At 53.0% G+C, this 24,847-nt stretch carries 23 protein-coding genes; 10 read left to right on the forward strand and 13 right to left on the reverse strand.

Annotated elements, in window-relative coordinates; translation table 11 throughout:
* Positions 1-2: 2 nt before the first annotated feature.
* The 4 genes from Pr1d_RS21170 to Pr1d_RS21185 form a co-directional block, all read right to left on the reverse strand.
* Entirely contained in the window at positions 3-3,494 is a 3,492-nt protein-coding gene (locus tag Pr1d_RS21170) for a CotH kinase family protein (protein WP_168205395.1), read from the reverse strand.
* A gap of 265 nt (positions 3,495-3,759) precedes the next feature.
* Entirely contained in the window at positions 3,760-4,101 is a 342-nt protein-coding gene (locus Pr1d_RS21175) for a hypothetical protein (RefSeq protein ID WP_148075392.1), read from the reverse strand.
* A 268-nt stretch (positions 4,102-4,369) separates the two neighbouring features.
* Positions 4,370-5,038 (reverse strand): adenylyl-sulfate kinase, encoded by a 669-nt coding sequence (gene cysC / locus Pr1d_RS21180; protein WP_148075393.1) that lies wholly within the window; start codon positions 5,036-5,038, stop codon positions 4,370-4,372.
* Between the two features lie 36 nt (positions 5,039-5,074).
* On the reverse strand, positions 5,075-6,166 hold the full coding sequence (locus tag Pr1d_RS21185; RefSeq protein WP_148075394.1) for an acyl-CoA dehydrogenase family protein: 1,092 nt from the start codon (positions 6,164-6,166) through the stop codon (positions 5,075-5,077).
* Between the two features lie 182 nt (positions 6,167-6,348).
* On the opposite strand from Pr1d_RS21185, the gene Pr1d_RS21190 reads away from it, so the two are divergent.
* Entirely contained in the window at positions 6,349-7,365 is a 1,017-nt protein-coding gene (locus Pr1d_RS21190) for a carboxypeptidase-like regulatory domain-containing protein (RefSeq protein ID WP_148075395.1), read from the forward strand.
* Positions 7,366-7,431: 66 nt separating this feature from the next.
* On the opposite strand, the gene glgP is transcribed toward Pr1d_RS21190, so the two are convergent.
* A complete protein-coding gene (gene glgP / locus Pr1d_RS21195; RefSeq protein ID WP_148075396.1) occupies positions 7,432-9,636 on the reverse strand; it encodes an alpha-glucan family phosphorylase in 2,205 nt (734 codons plus the stop codon).
* 299 nt (positions 9,637-9,935) lie between these two features.
* Between glgP and metF the strand changes: the two genes are divergently transcribed.
* The 3 genes from metF (at position 9,936) to Pr1d_RS21215 (ending at position 13,760) form a co-directional block, all read left to right on the forward strand.
* Positions 9,936-10,811 carry a methylenetetrahydrofolate reductase [NAD(P)H] gene (metF, locus tag Pr1d_RS21200; RefSeq protein ID WP_238476557.1) on the forward strand — a complete coding sequence of 292 codons (876 nt, stop codon included), beginning with the start codon at positions 9,936-9,938 and terminating at the stop codon, positions 10,809-10,811.
* A 4-nt stretch (positions 10,812-10,815) separates the two neighbouring features.
* Positions 10,816-12,318, forward strand: coding sequence for a protein kinase domain-containing protein (locus Pr1d_RS21205; RefSeq protein WP_148075398.1), 1,503 nt, complete (start codon positions 10,816-10,818; stop codon positions 12,316-12,318).
* Positions 12,319-13,550: 1,232 nt separating this feature from the next.
* Positions 13,551-13,760, forward strand: a complete 210-nt coding sequence (locus Pr1d_RS21215; protein ID WP_148075400.1) for a transposase — start codon at positions 13,551-13,553, stop codon at positions 13,758-13,760.
* Here the strand turns inward: Pr1d_RS21215 and Pr1d_RS21220 are convergent.
* The 5 genes from Pr1d_RS21220 to Pr1d_RS21240 form a co-directional block, all read right to left on the reverse strand.
* A complete protein-coding gene (locus Pr1d_RS21220; protein WP_148075401.1) occupies positions 13,757-13,942 on the reverse strand; it encodes a hypothetical protein in 186 nt (61 codons plus the stop codon). The genes Pr1d_RS21215 and Pr1d_RS21220 overlap by 4 nt on opposite strands.
* Before the next feature lie 121 nt (positions 13,943-14,063).
* Entirely contained in the window at positions 14,064-14,324 is a 261-nt protein-coding gene (locus Pr1d_RS21225) for a DUF1328 family protein (RefSeq protein WP_148075402.1), read from the reverse strand.
* Positions 14,325-14,692: 368 nt separating this feature from the next.
* A complete protein-coding gene (locus Pr1d_RS21230; RefSeq protein WP_168205396.1) occupies positions 14,693-16,135 on the reverse strand; it encodes a right-handed parallel beta-helix repeat-containing protein in 1,443 nt (480 codons plus the stop codon).
* Positions 16,136-16,612: 477 nt separating this feature from the next.
* A complete protein-coding gene (locus tag Pr1d_RS21235) occupies positions 16,613-16,891 on the reverse strand; it encodes a hypothetical protein (protein ID WP_148075404.1) in 279 nt (92 codons plus the stop codon).
* 97 nt (positions 16,892-16,988) lie between these two features.
* The gene (locus Pr1d_RS21240; protein ID WP_148075405.1) at positions 16,989-17,708 is read right to left on the reverse strand and encodes a leucine-rich repeat domain-containing protein; all 720 of its coding nucleotides are present in this window, start codon (positions 17,706-17,708) and stop codon (positions 16,989-16,991) included.
* A 372-nt stretch (positions 17,709-18,080) separates the two neighbouring features.
* On the opposite strand from Pr1d_RS21240, the gene Pr1d_RS21245 reads away from it, so the two are divergent.
* Positions 18,081-18,593: a thioredoxin family protein gene (locus tag Pr1d_RS21245; protein WP_148075406.1), complete on the forward strand. Its 513-nt coding sequence runs from the start codon at positions 18,081-18,083 to the stop codon at positions 18,591-18,593.
* Between the two features lie 196 nt (positions 18,594-18,789).
* Here Pr1d_RS21245 and Pr1d_RS21250 read toward each other — a convergent pair whose 3' ends face one another.
* The 3 genes from Pr1d_RS21250 to Pr1d_RS21260 all read right to left on the reverse strand — a co-directional run bounded on the left by Pr1d_RS21250 (position 18,790) and on the right by Pr1d_RS21260 (position 20,485).
* The gene (locus Pr1d_RS21250; protein WP_148075407.1) at positions 18,790-19,242 is read right to left on the reverse strand and encodes a VOC family protein; all 453 of its coding nucleotides are present in this window, start codon (positions 19,240-19,242) and stop codon (positions 18,790-18,792) included.
* A 272-nt stretch (positions 19,243-19,514) separates the two neighbouring features.
* Complete coding sequence (locus Pr1d_RS21255) at positions 19,515-20,123, reverse strand: FMN-binding negative transcriptional regulator (protein ID WP_148075408.1); 609 nt, start codon at positions 20,121-20,123, stop codon at positions 19,515-19,517.
* Positions 20,124-20,251: 128 nt separating this feature from the next.
* Positions 20,252-20,485 (reverse strand): hypothetical protein, encoded by a 234-nt coding sequence (locus Pr1d_RS21260; RefSeq protein ID WP_148075409.1) that lies wholly within the window; start codon positions 20,483-20,485, stop codon positions 20,252-20,254.
* Positions 20,486-20,513: 28 nt separating this feature from the next.
* Between Pr1d_RS21260 and Pr1d_RS21265 the strand changes: the two genes are divergently transcribed.
* From Pr1d_RS21265 to Pr1d_RS21285, 5 genes are all read left to right on the forward strand, one after another.
* The gene (locus Pr1d_RS21265) at positions 20,514-21,155 is read left to right on the forward strand and encodes a hypothetical protein (RefSeq protein WP_148075410.1); all 642 of its coding nucleotides are present in this window, start codon (positions 20,514-20,516) and stop codon (positions 21,153-21,155) included.
* A gap of 530 nt (positions 21,156-21,685) precedes the next feature.
* Positions 21,686-22,690: a PEP-CTERM sorting domain-containing protein gene (locus Pr1d_RS21270; protein ID WP_148075411.1), complete on the forward strand. Its 1,005-nt coding sequence runs from the start codon at positions 21,686-21,688 to the stop codon at positions 22,688-22,690.
* Positions 22,691-23,399: 709 nt separating this feature from the next.
* Entirely contained in the window at positions 23,400-23,615 is a 216-nt protein-coding gene (locus Pr1d_RS21275) for a hypothetical protein (protein WP_148075412.1), read from the forward strand.
* Positions 23,603-23,911 carry a helix-turn-helix domain-containing protein gene (locus tag Pr1d_RS21280; RefSeq protein WP_148075413.1) on the forward strand — a complete coding sequence of 103 codons (309 nt, stop codon included), beginning with the start codon at positions 23,603-23,605 and terminating at the stop codon, positions 23,909-23,911. The genes Pr1d_RS21275 and Pr1d_RS21280 overlap by 13 nt, the downstream gene beginning before the upstream one ends.
* Positions 23,912-24,389: 478 nt before the next feature.
* Positions 24,390-24,812, forward strand: coding sequence for a TadE/TadG family type IV pilus assembly protein (locus Pr1d_RS21285; protein WP_148075414.1), 423 nt, complete (start codon positions 24,390-24,392; stop codon positions 24,810-24,812).
* Positions 24,813-24,847 lie beyond the last annotated feature (35 nt).

Below are 24,847 nucleotides of genomic sequence, written 5' to 3' on the forward strand. Positions count from 1 at the left end.
TGCTACACGCCGAATTCGGAAAAAACTGCGTCAAATTCGAGCGAGAATTCCTCACCCTGCTTCTCATCTTCTCGATGCGAAGTTCCTGACTGACTGCTCGCGCGGAAGCTCTCAGTCGGCGGATTGGTCTCAGCCAATTTTGGGGCAGCCTCCCAAGAATCGAACACTGTTTCCTGGAGTTCCCAACCCTCGACGTCCGACTCCGCATTGAGGGCCAGCAAGTCAGGAGCAAGCCACAAGTTTCCAGAAGAGAACAAACTTGTGTCAGACTCCTGCTCACTCGACGCCAAGAAGGTACCCAAGGGTTCGCCAACCGGCAGACTCGTTTCGGTTCCGTAGGTGTCGCTCCACAGTTGCAAATCCTCCCCGTCCACCATACCACTGTGATCTCCGTCGGCCCCACTCCCGATTGGAGTGATCGATGTACCGTATGATCGCTGCCAAACCAGGAAATCGCGTCCATCGACGTCTCCATCCCCGTCGTAGTCTCCCGAATAAGCGGGAATATCTTCGGTATCGACGATCACATGGGACTCGTTGCGAAGCTCAAGCGTTTCGCCGGTCGTGGAAAGTCCCCCTTTGTAGTTGCCTTGAATTACCAGCCCCTGCCCTGTGCTGGGGCCGGTTGTCCGTGCGCGGAAATCAATCAAATCGCGAACCACATACAAACTACCCTGGGCAGGAATTACGCTGCCTGGGACGAAAGTATGTTCGACTGCATTGGCAAGTGACCAACCCGAGATATCAACTGCGAAGTTGTTGGGGTTCACAATTTCGATGTATTCCTCGCCCTGATTTCCCGAAACAGGGTCCGCGTCGAAGTCACCGATAGTTAGGTTGGTCACCACGGCTTGCGCAGATGGTATGATTCCTAGTGAATAGAGATAGTCACGACGATCGTCAAACCGGTTCTTCAGGTGACTAACTCCCTGAGTCAGGGAGGTGAGGTTCCCCCAGCTAAAGGCGTCGGTCCGCGTCCCCCAGGCCGCGATCGTTGCGTTGGCTTCGGCAGCGAGTGTGGAAACCAGTTCGTCGACCCGATTCTCTAGCACACGGTTGGCCAGGGGCGTTCCCGGAGCCTGCAGGATCTGATCCATCAAGGTTCGCAGGCGGCGCAGATAGAGTTCCCGCGTCAGCGGGGAATCGACCACCGCGTCGATCAGCTTGTTCCAGTGATTGCTGCTCCAACTTGGCACACTGGAACTCCCAATGAATGGGTGCCCACTAAAGTAGAGTCCAAATACTGGTTCGTACAATCGATCCCAAATAAGGTCCACATCCCACGGTATCAACCTCCACAAACCATCTCCATCGCTATCCCGATAGACGTAATAGTTGTGCGTGGCGCTATCATAGTGCTTCGTGATGGTGTACATCGCCAACGTATTGAAGAATTCCGGCAGATCGACATTATCCAACAAATACTGTTGTCGATTAGGATTCGCCGGCGACACGCCCGTGATCAGGTCTTCCAAATCACTGAAGGAAGGATCGAGATCATCGCGGTTGGTTTTCTCCATCCCCGCTGTGGTCCCGATATCAGCCCCCGGCAACAGTGAGGTATTGTTGGCGGCATAGACTCCGTCGGCCTTGTAGACAGCCCCCTCCCGATCCAACCCCGTGCGCTCCAAGAAGGGCTTGTTGATTCGTTCCACAAAGATGGAAAGCCGATAGAATTGACCGTTGACACGTGTATGAACTGGAAATGCTAGCGGCGCATTAGAGCCGGCTTCCCGAAAGAATTCGAATCCCAGTGTTACGCGCGACGCAGAAGGATCCTGATAAATTGATCCCAGATCAAATTTCTTGACGGATTCCTGCTCATCCGCATAGACGAATTCCTTGTCGGAGGCAGCGGTGAATTCAATCTTGGGTGTAACGTCTTGCCCACTCGTGCGTCCTTTGGTATTCACGATCACGTTGTCATACAGCTCACCGTTCAGAAATACTGACGCGGACTGCTCATCGTAATTATTGGTGCCGTTACCATTCTGGAACCAAGTAGGGTCCTCAACAAACCAATGATAGATGGGCAATTGTGAACTGACTCCTGGATCCGCAATGACCGTCCCAGCATATTCGGTGGCTTCGGTATTCTGAAAAAAAGGAAATCGAGAACTCCCCCCGTTCGCATCCATGGCAGTGACATAGTAGCGGACCATTTCGCCAGGATCGGATAAGGTGTGCGAAATGCTCGCTCCATATATTCCATCGCCTGCATCCTCGTCCCCATGCAGCCCGTCGTCGAACATGACAGTGGAGGCTTCGGAGCCGAACATGATACGATAGTGCAACCTCACCTCATTGATCGCGGCTCCCTGAGGAACAGCCATGGTCGTGACCACGATATCCTGGTTGTTTGCCACCATCCCGCCCCCGTGAGATAGCTCGGAAAGAAATGGGGCCGTGTTGAGCGAAGCTGCGAAATTTGATGCCCCAGGGCTCGGATCAACAAAGTAGCGATCACTGCCAAGGGTGGTTTGAGATACTTCGAGACTGGCATCGATCAAAAAATCGCTACTGGTGCTGACGACATTCAAGCCATGAATTGCCAACACATTGGAACCATCCACCAGTAATTCGGCGTAAGCCGAGAGGTCAATCACTTCATCCTCGATCGCAGTCGAATCGATTCGATCTAACGGGGCAGAAGAATTCCAGGTTGGATTCGCAGGAGCATTGCGACTTAAGATCGGCTGGCCGTTCAGATAGGCAGCAAAGCCATCGTCGTACTTGATCCGTAGAGTCAGATTCTCAGAGTTTGCTGACGTGTGATTGAAAGGGACTCGAATATAGACGGAGCTATTCTCGGAGAACATCTGAGCGCCGACGTCTGTGTCGATCAATGAGAGATAGGTAGGATTATTGTCATACCCTACTCCCATGGTCGAACCACTGGTCCAGCTTCCGTCAGGCACAAAGCCGATCTCCGTCCAGGAGGTGCCTAACGAATCATCGGTCGGTACAAAGGTTTGTACCTCCGTCGAACTATCAATAAGCATAGTTGCCGTCGTGGCAATTTCGGCAACGCCATAGGAGACATCCGTGAACTGCACCGGGTACTCTGGAGAAAACTGGTCGATGATGGTAGACCCATCCACGTCAATCAGGCCGAGATACTCGCCGCCTGCACCCAAGGCAAAACTAGTATGCACTTCACCATTGGGCTTTACCGTATCCTTGTTCGAAGCAAATACAACTTTGTATTCTCCTCCCGCGATAGTGGACCCAGAGGGAAATGCCCACTTTGTGAGATTGTCGCCTTTGTCCGTTAGATATATTCCCGAGAGATCAACTTCGTCCGTTCCCGCATTGTAGATTTCCACCCAGTCGGAGGAGTCGCCATCGTAGTCGTCGAGGGTGTCATCATTCGAGGCCATGAACTCGGTAATTTGCAGCATCGACGCATCGAGCGCGATCCGTGATTCCAAAGTCTCAAATCCAAGGGATCGTCTTTGGTAAGTTGTCTTGCGAAGGGTGTTACTGGTTGACATTAAATTCTCTAGTTGCTGCATCAAAGATATGTGAAACAGGCAGCGAGACCCGGAAGAGTTCTCCCCATTACGCCAATCGCCCCATTGTACCAAGAATGGCACTGAATTGAACTTTCCGGTACAGAAAAACTAAGAAGGAACGGGTAGAAACAAACTGGCATACAAGCAAATAGGAAATCAGCGATCTTGGTCGAAATCGCGGAATCAATCAGAGTTCGCCCTTAGAGGCGTATGCAGAAGTGAAGTTTCAGCTCGAAGAAGCCAATTATTTCGCCTTGAGAACCGCCAACTCATTGACCAGCCGTTCGCAACTGAGGACTTCCATCGCCACATGCTGTGCCAATTGCTTGGTGTAATACGAACTGCACGCCCCGGTAAGGACAATAGAATTTTCAGCTGAGCTCACCTTGAGTTGGCGGATACGCCCAGGAAGCTGGGACTCCAATTGCTCTCGGACCAAGTGGGCGACTTCCTCCCCTACTAAACCCGTGCGGAGTTGTCCCTGAGGATTCTCCATGGTTGCGACCCCTGATACAAAGCTTGCTTCGTATTCTCGCGAGGTCTGATTCTCTTCGCTCGTGGGAGATTGCTGGAAAATGGTACCCATGGTTGATCCTCCGTGTGGTGGATGAAAAGCCGAGACTCCACACTTCTATGCAATCTAGTCCTCTCAACGGCCTGCGGTCAATGTTGATTGCATATATCGAAGATATCCGCTATCAGTTTGCACAATTCTCTTGCGAAGCCACCTGAAACAGCAAGAGGAGCCAAGAATTGAATTCAGATCTACTTGTAATATGTGCTCAAACGGGAACTATCCACAAAAAAGAAACCAAGATTCCACGATTCTTGACACTCATTGCCATTCAGTCGTGCTATTTCATTTCTTTGAGTTTTCCAGCTTTTTCAAGAAATTCGATCACTTGCTCAGCAAGTTCTGCGGGGGTGAGGCGGTTTGAGTCGAGTACGAGTTCTGCATTCTCAGGAGCTTCATACGGGGAGCTGATCCCCGTGAAATTTCCGATCTCGCCCGCGCGAGCTTTCTTATACAATCCCTTCGGATCTCGCGACTCGCAGGTCTCTAGGGAAGCATCGACAAACACTTCAACGAAATCGCCCTCCGGCAGCCCGGCGCGCACGGCATCACGATCGGCTCGGTATGGGCTTACGAAGGCCGTGAGCGTCACCAAACCGGCATCACTCATTAGTCCCGCCACGGCTCCTACGCGACGGATGTTCTCCTCGCGGTCCTGTTGCGAAAAACCGAGGCCAAATCGCTTGCCAAATTCCTCGCCAAAGCGGGCTCCGAGGATCTCCGGCGTGGCGTTGAGTCCATGACGCACGTTGTCGCCGTCGAGCAAGTAACTGTGGACGCCACGCTCGTAAAGCATTTGGTCCACGACATTGGCTATCGTACTCTTGCCGCAACCACTCAGACCGGTGAACCACACCACACAGCCGCGATGATTATTGAGCGTCTCACGATCGGCGCGCGAGACACTATGTTCGTGCCAAACAACTATCGGTTTTTCAGAATCGGCCATGGTGTGAGTAAGTGAGTAAGTGAGTAAGTGAGTAAGTTATTCCGCGATGCCAGCCAGTTCACACAGATTAGCGTTCACCACTGGCTGTGGACAACTCCACACAAGAAAGAACAACGCTTCGCGGCACCAACGTCCCACTGGATGTCCCAGCACATAGCCAGCCCCTTTGGCGGTGACCAACGCCGCTTGAGTCGCCCGCAAGACTAAACTGTTGGCCCGCTGCCGCAACAACTCAGTCGAACACGTCGGCTCTCCCCGCACCACGGCAAACAATGCTTCATAGACTTCGTCGTAATCGCGAAGGAGGGCATCAAGCGGCACACCAAGTTCCGCGCGTTTGGCGGCTTCCGCCTCAATGAAATCGATTGCAGCCCGCGCCAGTCCGACGGCCAACGTCGATGTCTGAGCACCGCCTGTGCCGGCACCAGCGCCAAGCGACATCACGTTTTCTACGGGACCAGCAAGCAACCACCGCTCTTCGACAAATACGTTTTCGCAGAGCACCTGACCCGTATGACTTGCCGACAGACCAACCAACTGGGCCGGTTCGCCAGCCGCGACGCCAGGCAAATCCATAGGCAGCGCCACAAGTAGCTGCTCATCCGTTGCCTTGCCATTTTTCATGAGCGTTGCACCGGTAACGACATGCTCCGCATGAGCTGCCCCTGTCACCCAGGGGCTAAACCCATCGAGTAGAAATCCGCCGTCGATGCGCTCGGCGCGCATCACGGGCGTCGCCAGATGCCGACGACTTGTGGTGAGATGTGAGATCCCTACCGTGGCAAATCGATCCCCACTAGCCAGACCGGGAAGCAGCAGTGATTTGAGTTCGTCATTCTCCCCACTGGCAATCCGCCGGCAAGACCCCGATCGCTGAGTGATGATGAACGTTGTGGTGAGACACGCCTTGCTCAGGGCCAAGTATCCCCGCACTATCGCTTCTTGATCCCAGGACTGCCCGCCCCACTCCGGTTCGATAAACCACTCGAACACACCATACTCTCCACACAACCGCAACTGCTCCGCCGGCCACTGGCCCGTGATATCGGTTTCCCGAGCAAGCTGGTGAAGCTGTTCGCACAGCGATTCCAGCGCGGGGTCGTCAGGGGTGGTGATGGTTGTAGGCATGGACAATCGAGCCTTGAGTCACAAAGGACAGCAGTCTAATCGCTGCCATTGTACCCCCAAAGCATCCATGTCGCCAACGCCCCCAGTCGGAGGCACACCTGCCTCCGGGAACCAACAAATATCGCTCCCGCTCCGAAGAACGGATCGGCTGGGGACACAATTCATCTTATAATGGATCTACCATGACTCAACTCAAATTCTACTTTCTTTGGCTGATTACCTGTTGCCTTATCACTGAGTCCCTCCACAGTGCTGAATCTGCGGGAGACACAACCCACACGATCTCAGGAATTGTGATGGAACTTAGCTCGGGTACACCGAATGTGACCATCTGTTTGTGTGATGCAGCGACGGGTATGCCGCTGTCGAAGAAAAACTACGAGCCGATTGATTGGGCCAAGTTCGATGTGGATTCGACGACGACCGAGATGGCGATTATTCTATCTGACGATAAAGGCAAATTCCGATTCGAAGAAGTTCCCTTAGGAACTTATCGGCTGATCGCCCAAAAGTGGACGGGGCCATACAAAGGCTTATTCAAGGTGCATGGCACCATCATTCAGTTGCTGGGGGTTGCGGAAAATGTCGTCGTGCCCCGTCCCGCCGATAACTATCAGGCACAGATAGTATTAAGGCCTCCTGGGAGCGGCATCATTCAATTCGATCAAGACGTTGGTAACAACGAAACATTCATGTTTCTCAGTACCTCTCCCCCTGAGTTCGATCCTATCTTGGGCCTCCAGGCGATGGGACCAGCGTTTCTCCAGAGGCTCATCGGCGTCAACCGCATGCCGCTGGGCAAGACGATCGTAGTCGGTGCTCCCGATCAACCTGTGTACGCGTTCTTCTTCGCACCTGACAACATTCCTGGGTATGCGACAGTCGAGGTTCCGACTGCTAAGACTGGACTGGTGCGTGTCCCACCCGAACCTTTTGTTGCCGGGTGGTCAGATGGTCGCAAGACTCCGCCACCCAATCTGGTTGAGCTTGGGGAATTCCTGGATGGGCATGCGCTCTCCCCACGTCAATTGCTCGATATCCCTAAACTAAGCAATGCCACGTCAGAAGCGTACGATAAGCGCATGAAGGAACTCATGAGCCAACTCTCCAAAAAGATTGAGCTTCCTGAAGGTAGATCTGCTCTTGTGGGTGATATCCTGGCGGTGGAGTGGTATCGATGGCTAAACGGCAGAAGGTAATTACGCGTCGAACTGCTTCCCGGACCGCGTGGCGGTCCGGCTAGGATTAATAGCTACTCAACGCAATTATCGCATGTTCATATCCGAACTCAGGCCTCCCGCGGCAACCAGATAGGCGCTTTTCACGTAATCCATCACCATGCGGTGGGCACTGAAGCGGGCTGCCAACGATGCAATCGAATTGCTCATGTGGCCGATCCATTGCTTTGGCAGGCCGTCGGCGTCGCGGTCGTAAAACAGGGGGATCACTTCATCACGCAGCACACGCATCAGCTCGTCTGCATCGCGTTGATCTCCAAGGGCTGTGTCCACATGTTGCTTGCCCAAACCGATGGCAAAACCGTTCTTGCCGTTGTAGGCTTCTGCCCACCAACCGTCTAGCACTGAGCAATTCAGTCCGCCGTTGAGGACCACCTTCTGGCCGCTCGTGCCGGAGGCTTCCAGAGGGCGGCGGGGATTGTTGAGCCAAACATCAACACCCTGCGTCAAGTGTCGACCTACGTTGATGTCGTAGTCCTCGACAAACACGATCTTGTTCGCCAGCCGGGGATCGTGACGCAGGTTGGCTATCGCTTGGATGAGCTTCTTGCCGGGCTCGTCTGCTGGATGCGCCTTCCCAGAAAAAATGAATTGCACGGGATGATTCACATCGTCGATCAGTTCCGCGAATTGATCGAGGTTCTTCATGAACAGGTCGGCCCGTTTATAGGTGGCAAATCGCCTAGCGAAGCCAATCGTCAGGGCACTTGGGTCAAGCACCGTGCGAGCGGTCTCGACGGCAGCTTCATCTTCGTTGCGCCGGCGACATTGCCGACTCACACGGCGTCGCACAAACTCCAGCAACCGGCTCTTGAGGGCATTGTGTGTTTCCCACAATTCGCCCGGATCTATTTCATAAACCTTTTGCCATGTCTCTGAGTCACCTACATTGCCCAGCCAATCTGGGCCAAGGTAGCGATCGTAGAGCAATTGCATCGGGTGGGCCAGCCAACTTGGCACGTGGACGCCATTAGTGATATGTCCGATAGGAATCTCTTCCTCGACCCGCCACGGCCACAGGTTTGACCACATCCGCCGGGAGACCTGACCATGCAGGGAGCTAACAGCATTGGCCCTGCGGGAGAGCTTCAGGCCGATTACCGTCATGCAAAAGGTTTCTTGTTCGTTCTGCGGTTCAACTCGGCCGAGGCCCATGAGTTGATCATAGGAGATACCAAGGTGTTGCCGCAGGGGCCCCAGATGTTCCTCGATGAGCTTTCCTTCAAACCGATCGTGCCCGGCGGGAACGGGCGTATGTGTCGTGAAGACCGTGTGCTGAGCCACATCGCGCAGGGCATCATCAAACGATAACCCATCGTCGCTCATGCGTTCGCGAATCACTTCCAAAGGTGCAAAACCACTATGCCCTTCATTGAGGTGATAAACACCCGGATGAATTCCAAGAGCCCGAAGGGCCTTCACACCGCCGACTCCAAGAACTAACTCTTGGCGAATGCGAGTTCGCAAATCACCGCCATAAAGTCGGCTGGTCAGCTCGCGATCCTCGGGACGATTTCCTTCCACGTCGCAGTCCAGCAGATAGAGCGGCACGCGCCCGACACGCATCAACCACACTTTGGCCATGAGTTTGCCATCGAGAGTATCGATGGTCACCATGATCGGTTTGCCGTTTTTGTCGTTGGCCGGCTCCATCGCCAGGTTTTCGACCTTCGTATCCTGATACTCTTCGTTCTGCCAACCTTCGCGGTCGAGCTGCTGCTTGAAATAGCCCTGGTCATAAAACAGACCAATGGCCACCAACGGCACTCCCAATCCACTGGCACTCTTGATATGGTCACCAGAAAGCACTCCCAAACCGCCCGAATAGATCGGCACTGATTCGTGGATGCCAAATTCCGCGGAAAAATAGGCGACGGGCATCGAGCCCAATACCCCTCCCTCACGGGCTCCCCAGGTACTCTGGGTATTCTTTAGATAGTCTCGCAGCCGACGGTGGGCCTGATTGATGCGAGTAAACAGCACCATCTCCGAGGCGCGCTGGGCGACTTGATCGGGAGTCATTTCCGCCAGCAGGGCCACCGGATTGTGGTCCAACTGTCGCCAACGCACGGGGTCCAAATCACGGAACAAGCTGACAACTTCGGGATGCCAACTCCACCATAAATTCCTGGAAACGGCAACCAACTTGTCATACATTGCTTGGGGAGTTACCTCGGTCCAAATGTCACGGGCAGGTTTCGATGTACTACGGGGTATTTCAGTCTGACTCATAACTAAGCTCACGGGATCGTGGAAAACTGGGCACCATCGCCTACCGAACGCAGATTATAGCGAATTGATCTCCCAAGTGGATAAAGAAAATGCTCGCGGCCAAAACATGTTTAATATTATGTCTGAGCAATTCTCCATAATTAAATGAAAGTGGCTTCGCTCTTGGCTTGTGGTTCACCGCATGGCTAAAATGATACGCAACTGCACCTTCGTCGCATTTCCGTTCCATTTAGCCTATATTATCGCGAGTTGGTAGCAGATACCCCCAACTCGAAACCTTCCTTTGGAGAACCCCTCTGTTGACGACCCTTGCCCAGGCCTATGGCCGCGATCGATTCGGCCTCTCCTTCGAGCTTTTTCCTCCAAAGACCGACGCTGGCGTCGAGAATCTGTGGTTCCATGTTGATCGGTTGGTGCAATACAAGCCCAGCTACATCACCTGCACCTACGGGGCGGGAGGTTCCACACAAGATCGCACCCTGGAAGTGGTAGCCCACGTGCGTAGCAAATTCGAATTACCCGTCGCTACCCATCTTACTTGCGTCGGAAACACCGCCGATCAGTTGCGGGCCTACCTCCATCGCGCCCTTGACTTGGAAATTGACAACGTAGTCGCTCTCCGTGGCGATCCTCCCAAAGGAGAAACATCCTTCCGTAGCGTCGAGGGGGGATTTTCTCACGCTAATGAGTTAGTCAAATTCATCCGCGACGAATTCCATCACATGGGCATTGCCGTCGCTGGCTACCCCGAGACCCATCAGGAGGCCGTCAGCGCCGAGGCCGACCTCACCAACCTTAAACGCAAGGTCGACGCCGGGGCAGACATTGTCATCACGCAATTGTTCTACGATAACGCCGACTTTTTCGCTTTCCGCGACAAGTATCAGGCAGCAGGGCTCGACGTGCCACTCGTACCAGGTCTGTTGCCCGTAACCAACGGAGCACAGATCCAGCGGATCTCGTCCCTCTGCGGGGCGAAACTTCCTCCCGATTTTCTCGCCGCGCTCAGCGAACACGAGGACGGATCAGAGGGTCAGTTCGAGGTAGGTGTCGAATTCGCCACCAAGCAAGCCGCCGAGTTGGTTGCCGCCGGTGTGCCGGGGATTCACTTCTATGTATTGAACAAGTCTGAGGCCACCGAGCGCGTACTCCGCGACGTCCAACTCCCCAGGTGATGCGATGAACGATCCGTCACCGCTGCCTCCCAGTTCTGACCTAAGTGGTCGAACGCTCGGTGGCTATGCCGTACTTCGGAAGATCGGCTCCGGGGGCATGGCCGACGTCTATCTGGCGCTTCAGCAATCGCTCGAGCGCCAGGTTGCCCTCAAGGTGCTTCACTCCCAGCTGGCCGACAACCCTAGCTACGTCGAGCGATTCCACAACGAGGCCCGTGCCGCGGCTTCGCTCGTGCATCCCAACATCGTGCAGATTTACGAAGTCGGCGAGGCCGACGGGCATCATTTCATCGCACAAGAATTTGTCGCCGGTAAGAACCTTGACCAAATCCTCAAGCGACAAGGGGCCTTGCCCCCCGGCACGGTGCTAGACATCCTCCGCCAGGTGGTGTCCGCCTTGTGCCAAGCCGCTGAGGCGGGGATCGTGCATCGCGACATCAAGCCCGCCAATATCCTGCTCACCCCAACCGGCGTTGTCAAAGTCGCCGACTTCGGACTGGCACGCATACTGAGTGTCGATACTAAGACGCTCACCGAGGTGGGCGTCGCACTGGGAACTCCCCTCTACATGAGCCCCGAGCAAATCGAGGGGCGACCGGTGGATGCCCGCAGCGACATCTATTCCCTGGGAGTCACCTGCTATCACCTCCTCTCGGGTGAGCCACCTCACTCCGGAGAGACCGCCCTCGCGATTGCCGTCGGCCATATCAATCGAGAACCGACTCCACTCGGCACAATGCAAGTTGGTTTGCCCGAAGATTTTGTCGCCATCGTGCATCGCATGATGGCCAAGCAACCTGCGGATCGCTGCCAAAGTCCCAGTGAGCTATTGAATGACCTCAAGACTCTCGCCTCGTCGGCTGCCAAGGAGGGTTGGGCGGCGGATTCCAATGAATGGTCCCTCTTGGAATGGATCTCCGCCGACGGCAATCGCTCCGCTGCCAGCACACAGCTAGGACAACTCATGCGCGAGCAGGCGCGATTAGAATCGAATCGCTGGAATTGGCAGGGGATATTAGGAATGTTGGCAATTGCCCTGGTAGCCGGGGCAGTGATTGCCTGGGCCATCCGACCACGGTTTGTCCTCGAAGGAACTCCCCCAGCCGCCATCCCCAAACGCGATTCCCCTGCGGCCCAATTGTTCCACGCCAAGATGACCGAAAGCGAATCCGCTTGGCAAGCCGTTTGGAAGTATTTCCCCGAAGCGGATCCCTACTTCGAGCAACTCGCTCAGCAGGGTCTCGTGCGACACTTCTTGTTCGACTCACCTCAGTACGTCCAGTCTCTCGCGTGGGCACAGAAGCTTGCCGATGAAGGACAAACCGACGAGTCGCTCCGCGCCTTCGCCCTGGCCGCTCAATTCGTAAGCCTAGAGCAACTCGGCCGAGAGCGCGAAGCGCGTGAAGTCTATTCCCAGCTCACCCCCGCGATGAAGGACCAACTCAATCGCTTTGAGAACCAACTCTACGAATCGATGCAAGGTTCTCTGAGCCGACTCGGGGAATAGAAAACTTGTTTTATCCGCAACGGTCGTCGCGATTCGCAAGCCGCGAGCGGTGCGCTAAACTTTCAAACGACATATCCACCGGACAGCTGCGCAAAGCCCACGGTCTTTACTCGAACCTGCGCACGGTGGCGGGGAGTTTTGGCGTGGCCATTTTCTCGAATCGAAGAAACACAAAACAAAACCCTGCGGGCTGACCCTTGTTTTCTCGATGTTTTCCAACAATTTCCGGGTAGTTTTTAGAACAAAACTCACCTGCGGGCGTGCAAAACTATGAACTGCTTCGAGCAATCGACGGACCTGAAGAATGTCGACGGACCCCTAGCGCCGGCGCAGCAACTGCACTCTCAGATCGCCAAGATTCTGCCACTCGACACTTGCTCTCAGCTTTATTTCAATTATCAAAGACCGGCGGAGCATAAACGTATGCAATGCCGATTCTAACGAAACAGGTGGCCAAAATCTTGCGCAAAGTTTGGGGAATTGTCAGCGGAGACAAACTGCTTCGCCTGTTGGACCATTTCCCACGCATACATTTCCCGTAGGCCGGAACAAGCCGTGCGCAGTTCCGGCAGGACTATTCAGAACGCGATGCCAACTCATCCGCCATGAGGCAAAATCCGCGTTCCAATCCTCCGCACCAACGGTGCAGCCCAAATTCAGCCCAGGGCATCGCCCTGGGAAAAAGGCCGGCAATCCTGATTGGTGGCGTGGACGACCGCATCCACGCCCTGTGCTTGCTCTCGCGGAAGTTCGCGATCAAAGATGTGATCCAACTCAAACTGAAAAGGAGAACAACGGATTGCACGAATTTCCGAGCGCGGCCTTGTGCCGCAACCAAACAAGGCTGAATTCAGCCGCCGACACCTAAAGAATGGCCGAATCAAGAGAATTCCAGGTTAATGATTAAACGCAGAGGTCGCCGAGACGCTGAGATTCGCAGAGAAAGAAAATGAGTAGCTTTCCTCTGCGTCTCGGCGAACTCTGCGTTTTAAGAATAATTTGTGAAAGCTGCGAAGATTTGAATCGTTAGTAGCACGGATACGTTGAGACGAAACCGTACATTTATTCATCGAGTAGGTTTGAGCAGATGGTGGGTGTGATTTTGAACCATCGAATGAGTTTCGTCTCGTTTTCGTCGGACTTGCTCTATCCGAGAAATCCGTGCTATCCGTGGTTACCTAGTCTTGCTCTTCAGTTTGAGTAATCCAAGAGGCCAAAACAGAAACTTCCAAGTGGCTAAAAAACAAGGACCAGCCTTTGCGGATTTTCATTGGCAAGCAGGTTGTGGCATCTTTTCCGCGAGCGAGTCAAACGCCCCCCAAGTCAGAGAATACATTGCCTCTCAGGAGCAACATCATTCGCAGATGTCGTTTCAAGCCGAGTTTCGACTGTTGTGCAAACGCCATGGCATCGAAATAGACGAATGCTATGTATGGGATTAGTGTCGCCCCGTTGGGGCTTTCTGGTTGTTTGTTTCATTGCTACCCAGGGCGGCACGCAAACTCGCTGTGGCTCGCTTGCGTTTGCCCTGGGCTGACTTAGCTCCGCCCACTTCGAGGCTCTTGCTGTCATAGCCGTAGGCCGCAACAAGCCGTGCGCAGTTCCGGCAATTTCCGGTATGCATCGTCTGAATTCCGAAGTGGCGGTGGGTCGATAAAGCCGCGGTACTGATCGGGTGGAGCGAAACAGCGTAGGACAATGAACCCGACACATGGTCAGAGATTTCAATCCCGGTACTTGCCTAGCTACGACGGGCCACAAATCCGTAGGATTATTCGAGTAATCCAGTAGGCTGTAAGCGACACCAAAGCTACCGGCGTGAGTATATAAACCGCTGACATTGAACCAGAGACGGGGCCAGAGAATCCAAGCAAGGCACACGCCAGTGCGATCAGTAGAAATACAACCGCAAGGGCAATCGTTAAAGCAGCAGTCCAGGCGAGTGTGCGGACCAAAGCGTTTTCAGCTTTCGGGCCATTGCTGTTTATTTCGTAAGCCAAGTTCATCGGATACATCTCCTTCATTGAAGTTGGTGCAATAGACTATCTTCTATACTATTCGCGTCGCCGGTGGTTATGTAGGCTAAATTCTCTTTAATGCCACAAAAGCCTTCCAGAAAGCGGAGCCAAACAGCAGCCTTTTTCATGGAAAAAGTATAAACAGTATCTAGCGGCGGTCGATAAAGCCGAGGAACATAGCTCGATGCAGTTATCGCCTGAGGTCTTGACCACCTCCGTCAGTTAGCTGACGCCCAAATCTGCTGAAATTTGTGCAACCGCTGCGAATGCGAGGGTGAAGTTTCTGCGGTCGCAGGTGCACACCGCCATAAGAACCGAGTTACATAACTAGACTGACTTGGCCACCGGTTGCTCCTTTAGCAAACATCCGGTTGATTCGATCCGCCCAGACCGTTGAAGAGGCAAAAATTGTCGTCGAATAGGTTATCCATAACGGCGTCGACTAGAACGGCATAACCAGCATTAAGAATAGCCGTGTTCTTAAGCAGTGCGTTGTGATCGCTGCCATCGTCAAGGGAAAATCCATTGCCCTGGTTGAATAGTGCCCAGTTGCGAAGCAGAGTGTTGTCACCACTATCATTAAATTGAAATCCATCCTCACCATTGCTGATAGCCCAATTTCCCCTGATCATGTTGCCGTCGCTCAGAGTAAACTGGAATCCACTAGAGCCGTTGCCACTGGCCGCATTGCGATTAATCGTATTGTCATCGGACCCACTGAACCTGAATCCGTTGAGTATATTGTTGCTGGAAGAATTTCCGACGAGCGTATTGCCTTCACTATTAGCGATGATGAATCCGTAGCGGTTGTTGCTGGCCGTATTACGCTTGAGCGTATTGCCGTGGCCACCATTAAAGGAGAATCCGGTGGCCGAATTGTTGATGGCAGAATTACTGACAAGTGTGTTGCTATCGCTAGTACCGAATCCGAATCCGCGTCGGTTGTTGCTGGCCGTATTACTCTTTAGCAAATTGGCATCGCTGAGTCCGAAGAGAAACCCGTCACCTCCACTGTCGTAGGCAGAGTTGCCCTTGAGTGTATGGTTGCTGCTCTGATCGAGATGGAATCCGGCACTTCCGTTGCCCTGAGCCGTATTTCTAGTGAGTGCCCCGCCATCGCTTCCAAGACCGAGAAGGAACCCGTCGAAGGCATTTTTATTGGCGACATTGCCATTCAGGGAGTTGTTGACGCTTCTAATCAGACTGAACCCGCTGTAGTTGTCACTGGCTGTGTTGCCCTTGAGTGTGTTGCTGTGACTATCGACAAGGCGGAACCCCTCGCTCGAATTATCGCCGGCAGTATTGCCCTTAAGCGTGTTATTACTGCTGTTAGAGAGAGAGAAACCTACGGAGTTGCCAATGGCAGTATTGGCGACAAGCGTGTTATTCTCTGTACCTAAGAGGTAAAACCCGAAGACTGCACTATCACTGGACGTGTTGTCGATAAATGTATTGTTGTCACCTGTAACGAAGAAACCGTTGCCGGTTCTGGACGTAAACCCGACACTAGTATCTTGTACCGTCAGGCCTTGGACAGTCACACCATTGGCATTTACCTCGACACCGTTTTCATGGCCAGGGTTGAGGTCACCATCAATGACTGGATTTGAACTGCGGCGTGCCTCGCGGATGGTCAAGTTGTTGGTGTTGATCACGATGGGGTTGTAGATGCCCGCGTGGACTTTGATTAAATCGCCTTCTGAGGCGGCATCGACGGCTTCTTGGATTTGGGCATATAGATTGTCACCCGGGTCGTTTGCCGCGGGGTCTGCAATGTCGACTGTGAGCGTGGTCAACATCGTGCGTTCTTCCAGCCGTTCAAAGGTAGGACGCCAAGGATTGCGAGGTCGTAATGAAGATGACCGAGTAGTGGATCGGTGGGCGGAGAACCAGCTTCTGAACATAGGAGGCCTATTCGTGCGAGTGTGTCTTAAGGAGTATCGAGACGGAATGTTGAATATGCAAGCACTCCCCATTATCAACTAAGACTACGAACAATGCCAGGAAGATTACCGGCATCGGGGATCTCGAGCACTTGAATTTGGCGTAGTGCTAACTGCTGGCTGTGTATCTGACCTCTCCCAGAAGCGATTTCCCCGAATCTGCGTCGGTGAAAATGGCCGCCGCTAGATACGGCAAATGCCAGACCGTGGCGGCGTGCCAAACCCCGGAACTTAGCCGTTAGTAGCGGCGGTCGATAAAGCCTCTGTACTTGGGTGGGCGGAGCGAAACTTCCCAAGACGATGAATCCTGTGCAGGTTATGCGAGCCCGCTAGTTAATCCCCTTGGCGAGTACCAGCCGCCAAATACAATGCACTTCCAACTAATAATAGTGGAACCGCAATGCCACAGATTGCATCGAGTGAAACAGATTCCACTGAACGCCCAAGAATGCCGGAGTTTGAGCCAAAAGGCACGATAGTGAGTGCACCCCCGCCATTCACTGTTGAATCCAGTGCTTCAGGACTGCTCACCCAATCGCAGAAGAAGAAATGCATAAACGCGGCAACACAGACCAGCGTTGTGACACCAATAATTTTCTGAATGACATTCATTTTCAGCTACTCACTTTACACGAAAGTATTCGTTGCCATAGCAGATGCCCTCGCGAATCGCCTCAGGATAAGCCCACATATCACTACAAGTTCTCTCCTAGAATCCGGGCAGTTGCGGCAGCTTCAGTGAACGCGAATTTTTAAGTTGGAACTTCTTACTCAGTTCTTTCGAATCTTCGGCTAATGTCGGTTCCTCAAGATGCACAATGCAATCCGGCAAGTATTGTTTCAGCTTAGCAACTCCAACTGCCGTAACTGAAGTGTTGATTACATTTAACTGCTTGAGACTTTCCAGGGAATGCAAATATGCGAGTCCCTCGTCAGTTACTTGATTGTCTCGAATCACTAACAGTTCGAGCTTCTTGAGCTGACCAATAACTTGTAGGTCCGAATCAGAAATACCGGTACGCATCAAGTACAACTCTTCCAAATTGGCTTGGGAAGCAATCTGCTCAATGGCAGATTCGCTTATTTCCCCGCGTTTTTTGAATCGAATCCCGACCACTGTTTGAAAGTACTCATTACCTATCAAGCGACGCAACCATACGGGTCCACTAGGCTCATACTTTGGAGGCGGTAGCCAAGAAGTTTCTGCTTGATACGTGAGCCAAGCATCTTCCATAACATGTGGTTGATAATCGTATCGTATTTCACCACCTAGTTCTTGAATTGTGTTTACCAATGCTACTTGACGTTTGGCCTGATGCACTTGCACTGCAAGCCAGACACTAGAAAACGTGACCAGCAATAGCAGTGCACGAAGACTGAATCTTATTCTCGGATGCCATTTCACACGGTCTACGCTTGAATTCAACATGACATTTTTTTAGATACCCGAAAGCAATAAGTGAATTGCTCGATTAGCCGAGTAAAGTATTTTAGAAACAGCAGAATAAATGTAGCGATTCTGGTCCAAGCTGTCAAAGTCTGTATAGTAGATAAACCTATACCTAGCGGCAGCGTGCCAAACCCCGGAACTTAGCCGTGGCTATGTTTGACAGCGGAAGACGATGAATCCGGTGCAGTTTTTGGGCGTTCTCCTGCTACAGGCTCATTGTTTCCGCCCCGCCCGCTGGAAGCTAGGCGGTACAAGGCGAGGCGCTGTATAATCCCGTCTGTTCGAGAGATATACGGCGCTGCGCCGTAGAATTCTTGTTCCTCGCCAAGGGGTATGAGCACCCACGCATCAATGAATAAATCGTCATCCCAATTGCCATCGTCCGGCAACTCCGAACCGCCGCCGGCCCGAAAGAGAATCTTCCATTTCTGGCGATGCTTCTGGCTTACATTCCTCGTTGTCTCACTTGCTTACGCCTGGTACTGCTTCTACGTCCCCACCAATAACATCGCTTGGGCTGACAATTACACTTCGGCTCAGCAACATGCCGCCGACTCTGGCAAACCGATTATCCTCTACTTTACGGGAGAGTGGTGTGTTCCCTGCCGAGTAATGAAACGTCAAGTGTGGGCTGATGAAGAGGTGAAGACATCGGTCAATGCACAATTCATCCCAGTGGCAATTGACGTGGATAACCCAGACACTGCTGCGGTGTTATCCCGTTACAACGTCGGCGGCGCGCCAGTCACGATCATTACCGATCCACAGGGAAATGCTTTGCGTTGGCGAGCAGGGGGAATCGGTAAATCTGAATTCCTCGAATTGCTAAACGCGCCGAATCCATCGGCCACAAAGGACTTGTGATTCCAAACGGCAAGGTCGCCATCCCACCACGAAAACATCGACGAACAATTGCGTGAGCTGGAGCGGCGAAATCCGGCGACATCTAGAATCGACGTATATCGCCGCCGCTCGGTTACGCTGGTCGATCGCTGCACCGGCGTGAAACGCCGAGTGCAGTTAGGAACTAGCGTCGAACGGTGAAGTGGAAGTGCCTCTACTAGTCAGCCGCACTCTCGAAGAGATTCTCAGCTGCGGCCATGATTTCCGCCTGGGTCATGTCGTGTAAACGCATAGTTACACCCCATTCGTGTCCAAAGGGGTCTCGCACTCGTGCGAATCGTTCTCCCCAAAACACATCTGTTGGCTCCATGACAACCTCCGCACCGTGTTTCTTCATTTGGGCCACCATTGCGTCGCAATCATCCACGTAGAGATGAATGGCCACCGTTGTTGCACCTAATGACGCGGGGCTCGGCGTACCACCGTGTTCGGGTAGTTCTTCGCTCAAGAAGAATCTCGCTCCATCAAAACAAAATTCGCAATGCATGACTTTACCATCGGGCATTTTCAACAGCAGCGAGGGCTCTGACTCGAATACACGTGAGTAAAACGCAACCGCTTCATTGGCGTCGGTGACGCTCAGATAGGGCACGAATTCTCGGGTTGTCATGGCAATCTCACTTTTATCATGAATCGATTGAACTTGTCTTTTTTCCACCACAAGCTTCTGTTTTCACGAGCCAGAATACAAGGGCAATACCTGTGGGTTCGACACAGCTGGGGGTTAGTTCATTCCATTTATCCACCGAATCTGGGCCATAGATTTGCTTCAAGGCTAGTCTTCATATCGAGCTTCGGCGTGAAACTCCGAGGCAGGTTGCAGAGCTAGCCATATCCAGCGGCGGTGAGCCAAACCTCGGAACTTGTGACAAGCTCTTGAATTTAGATATTTTTCTCCATCAAAGAAGCGACCTGACGGTCCATTGGAGAACTGGATTGCCTCAATTGATGCATCACACTCTTCTGGTCTTCTAAGCTTTTATTCTGATTGAGCTTGAAGCTTGTCTCCACCTCTGCAACTTCAACTTGGAACGCAACGATACTTGAAAGCAGTTGCATATATCTTTCGTCAGAATGGTTAAGTGACCAGGGGGCGCTCTTCTCATCTTCATAGTGAGATACCAAAGAGTCAATAAAATTCACTACTAGCTCTTCTTCGCTGAGGATGGAAAGTGGGCCTCTCACAGTAACGGCAGTGTAGTTCCAGGTTGGAACATTAAAGTCTGAAGCATAATAAGATGGGGAGATATAAGAGTGAGGGCCTGTGAAAATAACCGTCGCTGTTGTATGTAGGTCCCAACTTTTCCACTGAGGGTTTGCCTTGGCGATATGGCCGCAAAGATAGCGTTCATCATCCGTCAGAAGAAAAGGTGTATGAGTGTCATGTATCCTGCCTCCTTCCGTAGTTAACAAAAGGCCAAAACTCTGCTCTCGGATGAAAGCATTGGTCAGAGAGGGATCGGTCACTCGAAAACTTGAGGGTGTGTACATTTGCTAATCTTAGGTTGGGATGTTCTTTGGGAGTCAGTATCTTATCGAATCAATTAGGATGATAATTCAGTGCCCAAGGTTCACTCCCACCTACGCAGGTAACAACTTTTTAGTGTAGCATTCCGATCCTAGTTCGCCGTGCAAGATGGCGGTGAAACTGGCGTTGCCAGGACGCGGCGGCCTGCCAAACCCAGGAACTTAGCCGCGGCTGCCGTAAGCAGCGGGGGGTCGATAATTCCGCGAGGGTGCCACTTGCCGCCAATAAGTCCATGCCACACAGGCACAAGGTTGCCGGCTCGGGCAGCGGCACTAGTACTGACTATCTGACGGTTGCGGCAGGTCACGATCAGCGAGTCTGGCAAAATCTAGGAATCTTGCGATATTGGAAGAATGCAGCTTCATTCACAAATCTCTTGCCGCGTTCCCATTCTTGTTTTCCTGTGCTTGCTTTCTAATCTCGGTTGTGAAGCTCAAGAGGATGTGAATTTTGGTGCAAAGGTGAAACCACCGCCAGAGGTGGACGAACCCGAAGCAACTGGATCGAGCAATACTGTTGAGCTTCAGCAGATTGATATCCCTGCCCGAGAACATGGTTATCAGCATTTCGACACATGCTTAATCAATTCTGCGGCGGAGTTGCAAACATTTCTTGAGTCTGTAGCCGAGGAGCCTCATTGGAACAAAAAGCCAGAGTTCATCGAGGCAATAAATAAGTTCGATCTCGACTTTAGTACAGAATCCTTGCTGCTTGTTCGAGACACAGAGGGTTCCGGATCAATCAAAGTCTGGCTTCAGACACCAGTACTCCTCAACCGCACGCTCGTCATTCGCATTGGAAAAGAACGCCCTGGAATTGCCACGTTGGACATGGCCTATTACTGCTTTGCATTGGTTGTGCCACGCGGAATGGCCGACTCGGTGAAGATATTCGGCTCCAACACCAGCTCAAGATTTATGCATGACAAAGATGGGAAACGTAAACATCGGCAAGGACATCGCAAAGACATTGAGCTTGCCCTTGAGGACAATTAGCACGGATTCTTCACGCCAGTATTCTCTCCAGATCGGCAATTTCTGGAGCAACGCACAATCCAACTCCGCGCAGATCAATTCAATCCGCGATCGTCCGCGTTCTATTTCTTGGCCTTAGAAATTCTTGAACAGGAGCGACCAGCGGCAGCTGAGAGTAATGCCTCTGTTTGATCTGCTGGTGTATTGGGTCCAAAGGCATCAAAACTAAATAATCAGATATTGCCACAAATTGCTTGATCCGACGGCGCATCGCTGTTATCGTGGGGGGCCCAGGGACTTTTACCCCTACAGGTCATGCTAATGCGAGCCTACAACCTCACCCACTCAGAAGCCCACTGACGGTCTGCGTACAAAGTTGCGCAAACCGTCAGTGGTTTTTTTTGTGCTTATCACCTCCGATCCCGCGTCATTAGTGCTGCTGGCGTTTGGTGGCCTAGTGGTGGGACTGCGGCGACACCTGAAGTGAGACTTAATACGCACCCAACTCCTACTCTTTTCTCAATTTTTACTCACACAGAGAGAACTGTCTTATGAACCTCTTGAATTCCACATCCTCCGCCATCGTCGCCGCCGTCGGCCTCTCGTTCCTCGCCGCCTCGGCCCACGCCAACACGGTTTACTACGCCGAAGTCGGCTTCGGCGATGCCATCGAACGCCAACTCATCCCCACTACCCTCGCCGCCAGCACAAATGAGGACATCGTGAGCCTTCCTGGACTCGACCCGCGGGCCGTCGCGCTCGACGTCGACGCGGGTAAGATCTACTACACCTTTGGCACCAGTATCGGTCGGGCCAACCTCGATGGCTCCTCTCAGGAAACTGTCATTTCCGGCCTCTTGGGCGGTTCGGGCGACATCGAGCTCGACACTACGACCGACACGCTCTACTTCTCCGTCGACTCAGGCACCAATGCCGATCGCTCCATCAGCCGCGTCCAGACCGACGGCACGGGCTTGGCCACGGTCCACACGAACACTAGTCTCGCCCCCAACAACGGCGGCGGACTGACCTACACGATCAACGACGTCGCTAATATCTCCCTCGACACCGACGCCGGGCGCCTCTACTGGACCAGCGACAACGGCGCCAACGCGGGTAGGATCGCCCTGAACTCCTCCACACTTGCCGGAGGAGGCGTCACCCGCCAATTCACCGCCAGCGGCCGCGCCGACGCCATTAATAAGATGGACATCGACTTCGACACGAGCACTGTCTACTACACCGTCGGCAGCGATACCCAAGAAGTCCGCTCCTCCACACTTGGCGGCGGGAGCATCACCACCCTCGCCTCCGGCCTCGGCAGCCCGCGCGCCATCGGCATCGATACGACCGATGGTCTCATGTACTTCAGCGTCGGCGGCACCCTTTACAAGGCAAACCTCGATGGCACCGCTCGCACGTCCGTCTCCGTCAACGGCAGTTCGCTCTACTCCATCGCCGACATCCAGGTCGACACAACTCCCATCCCTGAACCGACCTCGCTCTCGCTCCTAGCCCTCAGCGGGCTGGCGCTGTTGGGCCGACGAAGAGTGTGAGCAGTTCTTGCTTTCGGCACCATGCCGAAACGCGCTGTCAGAGAGTCGAAATGGATTTCCGATAGCGCAGTGGAATTCACGGACGGGATGACAAACTGCTGATTGTCAAACTCCCCTATCGTTGCAGCGGTGAGCACAATCTGGTCCAGTTTTGGTTTCCTCGAATCAAGGGCGGTTGGACAATCCTCAGTGCGATGTTACATCAGCATCTCCCACGAAAAACTCACTCGGCAGCGCTGTGAGCTTAGGTATCCCGGAAACTATTTCCTCGCCGTCACTTGCATACCATTGGGCACTCGACCAATGTCAATCCACGGACTCTTTGCAGAGTCTTCGTCGCACTAGGCTGAAATGTGGGTACTCGATCGCAGCCTCTGGAATGGGACACCTATTCATTCATCAGATACAGTTGGCGCAAGCCCTTACGATGACTCTTGATACATCGAAATAAAAGATGGCTTTCCTCGTTGCTCGACTCAATCGCTCCCCTGCGGGTTGCGGCTATAACTAGCCGCGCTTTGTCTAGGGAGCATATTGAGACCTGCGCTTGGCCTATTTCTCGGAAAAACCGCCCACAGAAACCCTACAGAAAAATACTGTACATACGTATAGTTTTTGGCCACCTGTTCTGCTAGGTTTTTGCTTGTCAGGCAACGCTCCCTCGGGAGCCCGTTTTAGAGCAGAAACCGCATTCTGGAGGGCCCGTTCTGTGGAAAGGCTATTCTCATCTCGCACCGATCCGCCTCCTTTTGAGAACGGCGAACCGCCCTGGAATGATGACCCCTGGGAGGTGTTTGTTCCCGACGAAGACCAGCGAGATCCGCTCCCGGAGGTTGGGGATTTTTGGACCGATGACGACGGAGACGAGGTCGAACTGGCACCTTCCCAGCAACGCCGAAGGGAGCCCCAGTCATGTTGGCATTAGAGCAGGTCCTGGAAATCCGCCGCCTGTTGGATGCGGGGCAACTCTCGCAGCGCAGGATTGCGCTGAAGCTGGGAGTCAGTCGGGGCGTCGTGAATTCCATCGCCAACGGTCGCCGTGGTCTGCATGGGCGCGAATCGTGTGTGAGTTATTCCAGGGACGCACCTGAGGTAGTCGCCCACCGCTGCCGAGGCTGCGGGGCCATGGTCTACATGCCCTGCTTATTGTGCCGGGCTCGCCAGTATCGGCTGAGAAGAGAAGAACAACCACTGGGGTCCCCCAAGTCGCGAGTCGCCTAGCCGATTGACAACCGGCATTGCATCGAAATCAGAAGAGCAAGTCTCGACCGCCTCTCGTGGAAAGGTCTCAAATCAGTTGTCAAAGTAAGAAATAGAACACGGATGGTCGCGGATTGCGCGGATTTGCGCAGATCAAATCAGAATAGTTACTTTCTTCATCCGCGACGATCCGCTGAATCCGTGTTCTTCCGCGATCTATTTCTTCTCGCTTCGACTCTTCCCAACAGGCCAGCTTCTCGTTGTATTCGTCACAGACGGAATATGGCAGCGCGTCTGGAGGCCCCGCTAGCCAAATTTTTCTTTGCTTTTCCTCCCGAGGCTATCGTTTGACATAGGTTTACAGTGGAGCCTTCTCCTCACTCCTACTTTTTCACTCTATCAACGTTTTCATCCAACCTACTTATTGCCAGCAGTCACACACTGTCGAGCGATAACTTGTTCCAACCAACCCTATTAATTCTCTGCTGAAAGTTCAGGCATGTTGATACATCGTCGACGAGCAAGCCAGGCAGGATGCCAACAATCGCACCGCGGTGTCGCCGCCACGGAGTTGGCACTTGTTCTGCCCCTGTTTGTCATGCTGGTACTGGCCTCGATCGAGGCGTGCACAATGGTTTTTCTGAATCACAGTCTTTCGATCGCCAGCTATGAAGCAGTTCGTGTAGCAATAAATTTCGACTCAACCAATAGTGACGTGATAGATAGGTTTGATACGCTTATCGATGCGCGGGACGTCGCAGGTGCTGCTCTGGCGATTTCGCCAGCGAATGTCGCCACGACGCCTCGTGGAACACAAATCTCATTAACTGCCACTGCTCCTTGCGACCAGAACGCTCTATTGCCGCCTTGGTTTTTCGGAGGAAAAACGTTATCGGTCACGACAACGATGGTCAAAGAATAACCTTTACTCTCTGCTTTTCTAACCTTGAGGTTCCT

Source organism: Bythopirellula goksoeyrii (genome assembly GCF_008065115.1).
In the GTDB taxonomy this organism is placed as follows: Bacteria; Planctomycetota; Planctomycetia; order Pirellulales; family Lacipirellulaceae; genus Bythopirellula; species Bythopirellula goksoeyrii.